The organism is Psychroserpens sp., from assembly GCF_036960315.1.
In the GTDB taxonomy this organism is placed as follows: domain Bacteria; phylum Bacteroidota; class Bacteroidia; order Flavobacteriales; family Flavobacteriaceae; genus Psychroserpens.
Window position 1 is genome coordinate 228,502 of the sequence record NZ_JBALVR010000006.1, and the last position, 13,044, is coordinate 241,545.

Here is a 13,044-nt window from a genome sequence, read left to right on the forward strand (position 1 = left end):
GATAGATAAAGATTATATATAGATATGTATACATTTTCAAGTAAATTAAAATCAGTTGCAATTGGCCTAATGATATTAGGAACCATTGGTGTTGCTTATGGTTTTTTCACATCTAACAAAGATTTTGCGGCAGTAGAGACTATGTTGGCTAGCGAATCTGATCATGGTGATGGGCATGGAGAAGCAGCGGGCCATGACGAAGCTAAAGTTGATGATACTGAAGAAGCTCATGGAGATAACCTTGCAAAAACCGAAAGTCATGATTCACGTGCTGAGGTTGATGAACACACAAAACATGTTAACCATGTGATGCACTCAATGCATAATAGGCCTTGGTCTGCATTATATATTGCAGCATTTTTCTTCTTTATGATTGCACTTGGTGTATTAGCATTTTATGCAGTTCAATATGCGGCACAAGCGGGTTGGTCTCCATTACTATTAAGAGTCATGGAAGGTATTACGGCATACATGTTGCCAGGAGCTTTAATCGTTTTAGGGATAGCAGCATTATCTCACTTTATAGGACATAACAATATTTTTGTTTGGATGGATCCAGATATGGTAGATCCAGCAAGTGAACATTATGATAAGTTAGTCGCTGGTAAAAAAGGCTGGTTAAATATTTGGATGTTCATTTTAAGAGGATTGATATTTATTGGTGGATGGTTTCTTTACAGATACTTTTCTCGTAAATTTTCAATTGCTCAAGATAAAGCAAGTGACAACAAAAACTTTAAAAAGACATTCCGTATCTCAGCAGCATTCTTAGTATTCTTTTTATATACTGAATCGATGATGTCTTGGGATTGGATTATGAGTGTTGATCCTCACTGGTTCTCAACATTATTTGGATGGTATGTGCTTGCCGGAATGATGGTATGTGGTATTACCGTAATTGCAATGATTACTATTTATTTAAAGTCTAAAGGGTATTTACCTAAAGTGAATGATAGTCATATACACGATTTAGCTAAATTCATGTTTGCGTTTAGTATTTTCTGGACCTACTTATGGTTCTCTCAATTTATGTTGATTTGGTACTCTAATATTCCCGAGGAAGTCACCTATTTTGTGACACGATTCCAAGATTACCAATTACCTTTCTTAGGAATGGTAGCCATGAACTTTGTGTTTCCATTACTAGTATTAATGAATAGCGATTACAAACGTATTCCTTGGTTCGTTATTATGGCAGGTATCGTTATTTTATGTGGTCACTATATCGACATATTTAATATGATTATGCCAGCTACTGTTGGAGATCAATGGTCAATTGGAATTCCAGAAATAAGTTCAATGCTACTTTTTGCAGGATTATTTATATTTATTGTCTTTACCGCTTTAACAAAAGCACCATTGACACAAGAGCGTAATCCTTTCATCAAAGAAAGTGAACATTTCCATTATTAATAAAATATATAAAGAACAGAAACAACAATGACTGCTTTTTTAACAATTGTAATAGTACTTTTCATAGGTGTTGCCATTTGGCAAATGGTCAAGATATTTGATTTAGCTCAAGTAGGATCATCAAACAGTCAAGTCGCTACAGATAAAGACAATAAAATTAATGGCTATTTAATGATGGGATTCTTGGTCTTCATCTATGCCATTACCATTGCGAGTTTTTGGTATTTAGGAGACTTGCCGTTAACGTCTAATTCTGCATCGGAACATGGACCAGGTTTAGATAATTTAATGATTATCTCTATGGCTCTTATTTTCATAGTGCAAACGATTACTCAATTTTTATTACACTACTTTGCTTTCAAGTACAAAGGTGAAAAAGGTCGTAAAGCATTATTCTATGCAGATAATAATACACTTGAAGCCATTTGGACTTTTATTCCAGTTGTGGTGTTGGCAGGTTTAATCATTTATGGTCTATTCACATGGACAAGTATTATGAATGTTGAGGAAACTGAGGATACACTAGTTGTTGAACTATATGCTCAACAGTTTAACTGGAAAGCACGCTATTCAGGAGAAGATAATGTTTTAGGGATGGCTAATGTTCGATTAATTGATATTGATCGTGCTAACATTTTAGGTCTAGATGAATCTGATCCTTATGCTCAAGATGATATGATTACGACTGAATTACACTTACCTGTTGGTCGACCTGTGTTATTTAAAATGCGTTCTCAAGATGTTTTGCACTCGGCTTATATGCCACACTTTAGAGCACAAATGAATTGTGTTCCTGGTATGATTACTCAGTTTGGTTTTACACCAACTGTAACAACTGCAGAAATGCGTCAGAATCCTGATATCGTTGAAAAAGTAGCGAACATTAACGCATTAAGAGTGCAAAAGAGAGATGAGATTGAAGCTAGAGGACAAGAAGTAACATATGAGTTTGATTATTTATTGTTATGTAATAAAATTTGTGGAAAATCACACTACAACATGCAGATGAAGATTATTGTAGAAACTCAAGAAGAATATGATGCTTGGATTAAAGAGCAAAAATTATTCAAGAATTCTTTAACTAACTAAAAAGATTTAAAAAGAAAATAGATTATGTCAGCACACGCAGATACTCACGCACACGACGATCACGGACATCATCATAAAGAGACTTTTGTTACTAAATATATATTTAGTCAAGATCATAAAATGATTGCCAAGCAGTACCTAATTACTGGTACTATAATGGGAGTTATTGGAGTTTTGATGTCAATAATGTTTCGTATGCAAATTGCATGGCCAGAGGAACCTAATGTGCTTTTTGAAGCATTACTAGGGAAATGGGCTCCTGGAGGTGTTATGGATGCCGATATTTATTTGGCTTTAGTAACGATTCATGGTACCATTATGGTATTCTTTGTATTGACGGCAGGATTGAGTGGTACTTTTAGTAACCTATTAATTCCATTGCAAATTGGAGCACGAGATATGGCTTCTGGTTTCTTAAATATGGTGTCTTACTGGATGTTTTTCTTGTCAAGTGTTGTTATGGTTATTTCCTTATTTGTTGAAGCTGGACCAGCAGCAGCAGGTTGGACAATTTATCCGCCTTTAAGTGCCTTACCAATGGCTCAAGGTGGTTCTGGTATGGGTATGACCTTATGGTTAGTATCTATGGCCATATTTATTGCGTCGTCTTTATTAGGGTCTCTTAACTATATTGTAACCGTAATCAATTTACGTACAAAAGGAATGTCTATGACTAGATTACCATTAACCATTTGGGCGTTCTTTGTAACAGCTATTATTGGTGTGGTATCATTCCCAGTATTATTATCCGCTGCATTATTATTAATAATGGATAGAAGTTTTGGAACATCATTCTTCTTATCAGATATATTTATTCAAGGTGAAGTATTACATTATCAAGGAGGTTCTCCAGTATTATTTGAACACTTATTTTGGTTCTTAGGTCACCCTGAAGTATATATTGTATTATTACCAGCATTAGGTATTACTTCCGAAATTATAGCCACAAACTCTCGTAAACCAATTTTCGGTTATCGAGCGATGGTCATGTCAATTTTAGCTATTGCATTCTTATCGACAATCGTTTGGGGTCACCATATGTTTATTTCAGGAATGAATCCATTCTTAGGATCTGTATTTACATTTACAACCTTATTGATTGCAATTCCTTCCGCAGTAAAAGCTTTCAACTATATTACCACCCTCTGGAAGGGTAACCTCCAGATGAACCCAGCAATGCTATTCTCTATCGGATTAGTATCTACATTTATTACAGGTGGTTTAACAGGTATTATTTTAGGTGATAGTGCTTTAGATATTAACGTTCATGATACGTATTTCGTTGTAGCGCATTTCCACCTAGTAATGGGAATCTCTGCTCTTTATGGAATGTTTGCCGGAATCTATCATTGGTTCCCTAAAATGTTTGGTCGTATGCTAAATAAAAACCTTGGTTATTTACACTTCTGGGTAACTGCAATATGTGCTTACGGAGTTTTCTTCCCAATGCACTTTATAGGTATGGCAGGTTTACCAAGACGTTATTATACAAACTCTAATTTCCCGTTATTTGACGATACAGCTAATGCTAATGTTGTTATTACAATATTCGCAATTGTAGGTGGTATTTTCCAATTGGTATTCTTATGGAATTTCTTCTACTCTATTTTCTTCGGAAAAAAGACGGTGCAAAATCCATGGAGATCAAATACCCTAGAGTGGACTGCTCCTATTAAGCATATCCACGGAAACTGGGAAGGAGAAATACCTCACGTTCACCGTTGGGCTTATGACTATAGTAAGCCAGGACATGATGATGATTTCGTGCCTCAGAATGTCCCTTTAAAGGATGGTGAGGAAGAATTACAACATTAAAATTTGGATATAAAATATTGAAAAGCCTTTCGTAACTATCGAAAGGCTTTTTGTTTATATTTGTGTTAGATGAACAACAACCTAGATCCAACAGACGATAACTTTTCTCCAGAAGAACAAGAAGTCGAAAAAAAACTAAGACCCTTATCCTTTGATGATTTCACAGGTCAGGATCAAGTGTTAGAAAATCTTCAAATCTTTGTTCAAGCAGCTAATGGTCGAGACGAAGCTTTAGATCACACCTTATTTCATGGTCCTCCAGGACTAGGAAAAACGACTTTAGCTCATATTTTAGCAAGTGAACTTAATGTTGGTATAAAAGTCACTTCTGGACCTGTATTGGATAAACCGGGAGACTTAGCTGGTCTACTTACTAATTTAGATGAACGTGATGTCTTGTTTATAGATGAAATTCATCGTTTGAGTCCCATTGTTGAAGAGTATTTGTACTCAGCTATGGAAGACTATAAAATCGATATTATGATTGAGTCTGGACCTAATGCAAGAACTGTTCAACTCAATTTAAATCCGTTTACCTTAGTTGGAGCTACGACACGTTCAGGACTTTTGACATCTCCAATGCGTGCACGTTTTGGGATTCAAAGCCGACTTCAATATTATAACACCGAATTACTAACCACAATTGTTCAACGAAGTGCATCTATTTTAAATGTACCAACTTCTATGGAAGCTGCTGTTGAGATTGCAGGACGTAGTCGTGGAACACCTAGAATTGCCAATGCTTTATTACGTCGCGTTCGTGATTTCGCCCAAATAAAAGGAAACGGAAGTATTGATATAAAGATAGCAAAGTTTGCACTGGAAGCGCTTAATGTTGATGCTCATGGTTTGGATGAAATGGATAATAAGATCTTAGAGACTATCATCGAGAAATTTAAAGGTGGTCCAGTGGGTATTACAACTATTGCAACAGCTGTTAGTGAAAGTGCCGAAACCATAGAAGAAGTTTACGAACCCTTTTTAATTCAACAAGGCTTCATCATGCGTACACCTCGTGGCCGAGAAGTTACGGAACTAGCTTATAAGCATTTAGGAAAAATTAAGGGTCCAAGTCAAGGCGGATTATTTTAAAAAAGCCCACGTCACTCTGAACTGTCATACTGAGTGGAGTCGAAGTATTATTTCAGAATCTCATTTCACGAATATAGGAGACAAATAGCAATGGATACAAACAAAGACATACCTACAGTTCCTTTAAATAAATTCATAAAGCATTCGCTAGAGATTCTTAAAAACCCATTGCCTTTTCATCGTCAAAACTTTAATGATAAAGGGGATACATTCCGATTAAAAGTTGGGTTTAATACTGAAATATTTTTTTCAAGAGATACGGCATTAGCACAATATGTACTTCAGAAAAATCAAAAAAACTACGTTAAATCCAAAATTCAAACAGTAGATCTAGCCAAATATGTTGGTGAAGGTTTATTAACTTCTGAAGGCGAGAAATGGAAGAAGCAACGCAAAATGATGCAGCCTGCTTTTCATAAAAGGCAACTGGAAAATTTGTTAAGCGGAATGCAAGACACCATTGTTTCAGAATTTGCAACTATAGCAACTAATAAATCGATTGACCTTTTTCCTATTGTTAATGATTTGGCATTTCAAACGGTTGTAAAGTCATTATTCACTAAAGCAGCAAAAGCAAAAGATATGGAAAGGCTTCAGTTTATAACGGAAGCGAATCAAAGAATGTTAGTTAGAGAATTACGTCAACCTTATTTAGGGTGGTGGTTTAAAATAAGTGGAACGTTAGATAAATATTTAAATCTTTCAAAAGAAGCACGAACGATTCTAAAAGGGATTGTTGAAGAAAGAAAAGCCTCAGGGAAACGTTATGGCGATCTGCTAGATATGCTTTTAGAGACCAGATATGATGATGGTAAAGGAATGACTGAAGAGCAATTGATCGATGAAATCTTAATCATTTTTACGGCTGGACATGAAACCACTTCTAACGCATTAACCTTTTCATTTCAGTTATTGGCGAAACATCCTGAATGGCAAGACAAGATTTATGAAGAATGGCTAAACTTAGGAGGCGATGATGCCGATGTAATGACTCGAATTTCAACGTCTAAAGTTTGTCAACAAGTACTTGAAGAATCGATGCGATTATATCCACCAGCATATTTTATAGATCGTGTGAATGTTGAAGACGATAGTTTCAACGATATGCATTTTGAAGCAGGTTCTAATTTGTTGTTTTCAGTGTATGAAATGCATCGCCACCCAGAATTATGGGAACAACCTAATGCATTTATGCCAGAGCGATTTGCTGATGGTAGTCGTAAATTCTCATCACAATATTTCCCTTTTGGTGCTGGGCCAAGAAAATGTATTGGAAATAACTTTGCGATGTTTGAAATGATTATAGCTGTGACCGAACTGATTTCAAAATTCAAAATATATCCAGAATTTGATGAGATAGATATCACTCCCTTAATTACGTTGAAACCTAAAAATGCGTTTTTAAGGTTCAGAAAACGTTAAGCTCTATAAGTAAGCTTATTAAAAACCATCCGTTAAAAAATCACTAACTTTAAGCAAACCAACCAATTGTAAAGTGATTATTCATTGTGGAATTTTTAATTTTAGAAACCCGTGGCAAATTTTTGTTGCACTATACTTTTGCTTAATTACCTTATTTTCTTCTTCAGCTCTAGCTCAATCTAATAAGGATGCATTTAGAATTAAGCAATTTACCTTAGAAGATGGTTTATCCCAAGTTTCAACAAATGATCTTTTACTTGATAAATTTGGGTTTGTATGGATTGCTACACAAGATGGATTGAATAGATTTGATGGCAATGAGTTTAAATATTTTAAACACAGCGAATCGGATTCTACAACAATTTCAGGGAACCTTACCAATAAATTACTTGAAGATAACAATGGGGATATTTGGGTTGGAACAATAGGTAATGGGTTAAATAAATACGATATAAACAAAGCTGTTTTTCGCCGAATTAAATTAGAAAACACAAGTGATCACAATGAGATTATTTCTGGGTTAGCACAAGATAGTAATGGAGGTATTTGGGTAGCATCACGAATTTCTGGGTTACACAGATTGGAGTATAATGATGATACTTATGAACAAACGAGTTATTTACATAATCAACCATTAAGCGCGCTGTTATATGATCAACACGGGAGTTTATGGGTAGGAGGTTTTGAGGGAAGCATATATAAATTTGATTTAAAAAATAAAGAAACATTTCAAAACAGCACTGAAATACGAGTAAAAGGAAATGTACAGTCGTTATATAACACTGGACGACATCTGCTTATTGGAAGTGATTATGGCTTCTTTATATATGATTTTAAGACCAAGAAAACAGATTTAATTGAGCTTGAAGAGTCAGGTCTTTTCAAAACTAAGCATGTCCTTGCGTTTTTGCAACAAGATTCTGAAACGGTTTGGATTGCCACAGGAAATGGTCTTTACCTTTTTGATTGGAATCAAAAAAAAGTATTAAATAAGATTCAATATCTAGGAAACGATAATAATGGATTGAGTAATAATACGGTTCAAGCATTACAAAAACTTTCTAATAATGAATTACTTGTTGGCACAGCCAATTATTTAAACTTAGTAGATTTTAGCCAATCCTATTTTAATAATATATCTAAAGACAAACGGGGAAAGCACTTGCTTAATGATAATGTTATATTTTCCATTTTTAAGGATGGAGAAGATTTATGGGTTGGGACTTCAGATGGAGGACTTAACTTAATAAGAAATGACAAGGTCTATTATTTGACAGGAGATGAAAATAATCCAACCAGTATCTCTGGTTCTGTCGTTAGAGCAATTATCAAAGATGAAAAAAATCAAAGGATGTGGTTGGCGACTACAAGAGGTCTTAATTTGTTAGATCTAAATGATTTTAATCCTAACAATCCAAAATTTGTGACTTTTCATCATGACCCAGAGAATATAAACACTATAAATGGAGATTTCTTGAAGGATTTGGCCTTAGATAAAGAAAACAACCTTTGGGGTGCTACGTATGGTCATGGTGTTTTTAGACTCGAAATGGATAGCAATAAGACGACTAAAATAATTCGATACCGAAACGAAAGAAGTAATCAGAATTCTCTTAAAAATGATTTTGCAGCTTGCATAAGGGTAGATAAAGAAAATAATATTTTAATAGGTACACAAGGAGGCTTGTCTAAACTCAGTTTTACTAATGGGAATTATGAAAACCCGAAGTTTGAGAATTTCTTCAGAAACGCGGACTCAAAAAAAGCAATGTCTCATAATTCCGTTTATGATGTTGTAATTGATAAGAAAGAACGTGTTTGGGTTGCTACTAGGCATGGCTTGAACCTTTTTTTAGGAAATAATGAATTTGAATCATGGACTGTGCAGGACCAATTTCCAAATGCAGTAGTTTATAGTATTCAAGATGATAATTATGGTAACCTTTGGCTAGGTACAAATGACGGTCTTATTAAATTTAATCCAGAAAGCGAAAAATTTTCACAATACAATCTGGCAGATGGTATACAAAGTAAAGAGTTTGATATTCATGCTAAGTTTAAAGATGTAGATGGGGTGATATATATGGGAGGTATTGGAGGTCTTACCTATTTTCATCCCGAGGACCTTATTAGTGTAGACAATCCAAAACCGCTTTATTTTTCTCAATTAAAAATAAAAGACAAAATAGTTAAGCCTTCTAATTCTAATAATGTGCTTTCAAATTTGCTTTTCCAGACAAAAGAGTTAGAGTTTAAGCAAAAACAGTTCCCATTTTATCTGCAATTTTCCGCTATAGATTACCGTCTTCAAAAAAACATAGCATATGGCTATAAGCTATTACCAAATGACGAATGGAATATGCTTGCCACTACAGAAATTCAATTTTTAAACCTTCCATCAGGAGATTATACACTTCAAGTTAATGGATTTTCACGCGGCAAACAATGGAATCAACCACCTTTAGAAATGACATTAAAGATTTTGCCCCCACCATGGGCTACTTGGTGGGCTTATGCTTTGTATGCCCTTATTTTAGGGAGTCTGTCTTATTTGTTTTATAGTTTTCAACTGTCTAAAAAATTAGCTGTTGCAGAGCGTAATAAGCTAAAAGACCTCAATACATTAAAAAGTAATTTGTATACTAATATCACACATGAATTTAGAACACCACTCACCGTAATATTAGGTTTAGCGGATACTATTAAAGATGACCTTAAAGTGCAAGACTATAAGACCGCAAATGAAGGGATGGGTATAATTGAACGTAATGGTAAGGATTTACTCCAGCTTGTTAATCAACTATTAGGACTTAGCAAAGCAGAAAGTGGTACTATGGAATTAAATTTAATTCATGCAGATATTGTGCCTTTTTTGAGATACATCTGTGAGAGTTTTCAATCTTTGGCTAAAACATCCAATATAGATATTACCATGTATTTTGAGACCGAGAGTTTCAATATGGATTTCGATGATGGAAAGTTGCAAATCATAATATCTAACTTACTCTCAAATGCCATTAAATATTCTCCTGATGGCGAGAGAATTATTTTTCACGTAAAAAACGGGACTATTAATGAAGATGAATGTATTATTATTAAAGTCAAAGATTATGGAGTAGGTATTCCTGAAAAAGCATTGCCTCATATTTTTGACAGATTTTACCAAGTAGAAAATTCATTTTCGAAAGTAGGTAAAGGTACGGGAATTGGCTTAGCGTTGACTAAAGAGCTGGTAATGCTTATGAAAGGTGCTATTGTCGTAAAAAGTATTGAAAGAAAGGGTACAGAGTTTACCGTAACAATTCCTATAACTCGAAATGCATCAACAACTACAAAAATACTTACGGCAGACTCCGTTAATTTTGTGGAGGACGTAAATGAAGAGGAAGAATGGTCGTTGCAGCTTTTTGATAACGATGTCAATTTGCCAAAGGCCTTAATCATTGAAGACAATAAAGATGTTGCTTATTATTTGAAATTATGCCTACAAAATAAATACCATTGTCTATTTGCTAATAATGGCGATTTAGGATTAGAAATGGCGTTCGAAAAAATCCCAGATGTTATTCTCTCTGATATCATGATGCCAGGACGAAATGGTTTTGAAGTTTGTGAAATATTGAAAACGGACGAACGTACCGATCACATTCCAGTAATTATGCTAACCGCGAAAACATCTGGAAAGGATAGATTAAAAGGGTTGCAACATGGCGCAGATGCTTATTTAACTAAGCCCTTTTTAAAAGCGGAATTACTCACGCGTTTAGACCAACTTATTTTGTTACGTAAACGAATAAGCCAAGCTTTAGCTAAAAATAAATTCTCTCAAATATTAGAATCTAAGGATGCTACACCTGAAACAAAATTTCTTCAAAAAGTGATACTTGTTATCCAAAATAATATTGATAATCCTAACCTTGGTTCTAGGCACGTTGCGCAAAAAATGCAACTAAGTGAATCTCAAATTTATAGAAAACTTAAAGCTATAACAGGGAAATCTACAGCTGTTTTTATTCGTTCTGTACGTTTAGAAAAAGCAAAAGACCTTATTCAAACTACCGATAAATCTATTTCAGAAATTGCTTATCAAGTCGGTTTTAATGATCCATCATGGTTTAGTAGAGCGTTTAAAGAAGAATTTGGTCACACACCTAGCGCAATACACAAATAGCTATAGGTCAGTACTTTAATTTCATTTTCATTTTTTTTAGACAATATAATGCTAGTCTTTTATGAACCTGCATAAATAGGTCTATATAATTGTAACATAGTGAAAGTCAGCTCTTCTGACTATTGTTAGCTTGCCTTCGTTAATTAATCTTGATATTTAAAATCATGGAAATCATGGAAATCATGGAAATGATGGAAATCAACGAAAACAAACTGAATACCTTATTAGGAAAAATGGTTACCGAAATGGGAGCAGCCGCTATTGGACCTCTTATTATTATAGGTGATAAACTAGGAATTTATAAAGCCATGGAAGCTAAAGGCAGCGCTACCTCAGTGGAGCTTGCAGAAGCGGCTGGAGTAAATGAAAGGTATTTAAGAGAATGGTTATCTGCACATGCAGCTTCGGGTTATATAGAATATGATGATACCAAAGAAACATTTTCCTTATCACCAGAACAAGCTTTTGTATTCAGTAATTCGGATAGTCCTGTATTAATGACAGGAGCTTATTACGCGATATCATCAATGTATCATGATGTGCCAATTATGGAAAAAGCGTTTAAATCTGGAGATGGTGTGTCCTGGGGCGACCATCACAGTTGTTTATTCTGCGGTACAGAAAAATTCTTTAGACCGTCATACGCGACGAACTTGGTTCAAACTTGGTTGCCTGCTCTAGATGGCGTGGTAGAAAAATTACAAAAAGGGGCTAAAGTCGCCGATGTTGGATGTGGTCATGCCGCCTCCACAATGATTATGGCTAAAGCATTTCCTAATTCCGAGTTTATTGGTTTCGATTTTCATCAAGGCTCTATAGATCATGCCACTTTAAATGCAAAAGCATCTGGTCTAGATAATATTTCCTTTAAAGTAGCAACAGCGAAAGACTTTCCTGATAGTGATTATGACCTTATTACGTTTTTTGATTGTTTGCACGATATGGGAGACCCTATTGGTGCTTGCGCTCATGTAAAAAAAGCACTGAAACCCGACGGCACTTGTATGATTGTAGAGCCCTTTGCTAACGATACTTTAAAAGAGAATATAAACCCTGTCGGCAGAGTGTTTTACTCCTTTTCAACGCTGCTATGTACGCCAAGTTCTATGAGCCAGGAAGTCGGTTTGGCATTAGGTGCCCAAGCAGGCGAACAACGTCTAAGAAACGTGGCGCTAGATGCTGGTTTCAATCATTTTAGACGTGCTACAGAAACACCGTTCAATTTAATTTTAGAAGCGCGACCATAAATGAAGTAAACTCTAAGAATTGCAATTAAAGCACTAATGCTTTATAACATAAAATGTTTAATCTTTAAAATCAAATATTATGAAAACCAAAATTTTAATTCAATTAAGTCTTTGCCTTGCGTTTGTGATGGTCTCATGCAGCAATGAACCACTTACAGATTCTGCTACGGATAGCGAATCTTTATTAAAAGCAAGGAATCATTCTTCAACATCAATAGTGTATCCGCATAATGGAGAAGAGTCTGGAACGTCAACATTACATAGAAGTAAAAATGGAGTTACCATAAATTTCAAAGTTGAAAATTTAACTCCAGGGTATGCCTATACGTTATGGTGGGTAATATGGAATAATCCGGGAAATTGTGGAGTTCCAAATGCGTGTCTTGATACCGATTTTGGAATTGCAGATCAAGTAGCTGTTGAAGTGCTTTATGCTACTGGTCATGTGATTGGAAACAGTGGTAAAGGGAACTTTTCAGCCCATCTAAGCGTTGGGGATGATTCAGGATCAATAAATTCTCTTTTTGGTCTTCCGCCTGCAGGTGGTTTACAATCTGGCAATGCATTCGGAGCCGAAGTTCATGCTGTATTACGTAGTCATGGACCTGCCGTTCCAGGTGTAGTCGATGAACAAATTAACTCATACAACGGAGGTTGCGCTGTCCAATTAGGTGTTTTTACTGGAAATATTCCCGACGAGGTAGGTGAATGTGGTGATATATTAGCTGCAATTCACGCACCTGTAAATTAACAGACCACAATTAATTGGTGTTATCTGAAAGTGATTATTGGGGT

At 35.2% G+C, this 13,044-nt stretch carries 8 protein-coding genes; all 8 read left to right on the top strand.

Features of this window, described 5'->3' with window-relative positions; genetic code table 11:
* Positions 1-24 precede the first annotated feature (24 nt).
* Positions 25-1,413 (top strand): quinol:cytochrome C oxidoreductase, encoded by a 1,389-nt coding sequence (locus V7719_RS12075; RefSeq protein WP_335730164.1) that lies wholly within the window; start codon positions 25-27, stop codon positions 1,411-1,413.
* 27 nt (positions 1,414-1,440) lie between these two features.
* Positions 1,441-2,502, top strand: coding sequence for a cytochrome c oxidase subunit II (locus tag V7719_RS12080; protein ID WP_335730165.1), 1,062 nt, complete (start codon positions 1,441-1,443; stop codon positions 2,500-2,502).
* A gap of 24 nt (positions 2,503-2,526) precedes the next feature.
* Positions 2,527-4,317: a cytochrome c oxidase subunit I gene (locus tag V7719_RS12085; protein ID WP_335730166.1), complete on the top strand. Its 1,791-nt coding sequence runs from the start codon at positions 2,527-2,529 to the stop codon at positions 4,315-4,317.
* A gap of 69 nt (positions 4,318-4,386) precedes the next feature.
* Entirely contained in the window at positions 4,387-5,409 is a 1,023-nt protein-coding gene (gene ruvB / locus V7719_RS12090) for a Holliday junction branch migration DNA helicase RuvB (protein ID WP_335730167.1), read from the top strand.
* Between the two features lie 90 nt (positions 5,410-5,499).
* Positions 5,500-6,831, top strand: coding sequence for a cytochrome P450 (locus V7719_RS12095; RefSeq protein ID WP_335730168.1), 1,332 nt, complete (start codon positions 5,500-5,502; stop codon positions 6,829-6,831).
* A gap of 73 nt (positions 6,832-6,904) precedes the next feature.
* Entirely contained in the window at positions 6,905-11,002 is a 4,098-nt protein-coding gene (locus tag V7719_RS12100; RefSeq protein ID WP_335730169.1) for a hybrid sensor histidine kinase/response regulator transcription factor, read from the top strand.
* A gap of 164 nt (positions 11,003-11,166) precedes the next feature.
* On the top strand, positions 11,167-12,249 hold the full coding sequence (locus V7719_RS12105; protein WP_335730170.1) for a class I SAM-dependent methyltransferase: 1,083 nt from the start codon (positions 11,167-11,169) through the stop codon (positions 12,247-12,249).
* Positions 12,250-12,328: 79 nt separating this feature from the next.
* Positions 12,329-13,000 (top strand): hypothetical protein, encoded by a 672-nt coding sequence (locus tag V7719_RS12110; protein ID WP_335730171.1) that lies wholly within the window; start codon positions 12,329-12,331, stop codon positions 12,998-13,000.
* Positions 13,001-13,044: the final 44 nt, after the last annotated feature.

Coding starts and splice junctions, on each gene's coding strand:
- V7719_RS12080 (WP_335730165.1), top strand. CDS start 1,441: ATGACTGCTTTTTTAACAATTGTAATAGTACTTTTCATAGGTGTTGCC.
- V7719_RS12075 (WP_335730164.1), top strand. CDS start 25: ATGTATACATTTTCAAGTAAATTAAAATCAGTTGCAATTGGCCTAATG.
- ruvB (WP_335730167.1), top strand. CDS start 4,387: ATGAACAACAACCTAGATCCAACAGACGATAACTTTTCTCCAGAAGAA.
- V7719_RS12110 (WP_335730171.1), top strand. CDS start 12,329: ATGAAAACCAAAATTTTAATTCAATTAAGTCTTTGCCTTGCGTTTGTG.
- V7719_RS12095 (WP_335730168.1), top strand. CDS start 5,500: ATGGATACAAACAAAGACATACCTACAGTTCCTTTAAATAAATTCATA.
- V7719_RS12105 (WP_335730170.1), top strand. CDS start 11,167: ATGGAAATCATGGAAATCATGGAAATGATGGAAATCAACGAAAACAAA.
- V7719_RS12085 (WP_335730166.1), top strand. CDS start 2,527: ATGTCAGCACACGCAGATACTCACGCACACGACGATCACGGACATCAT.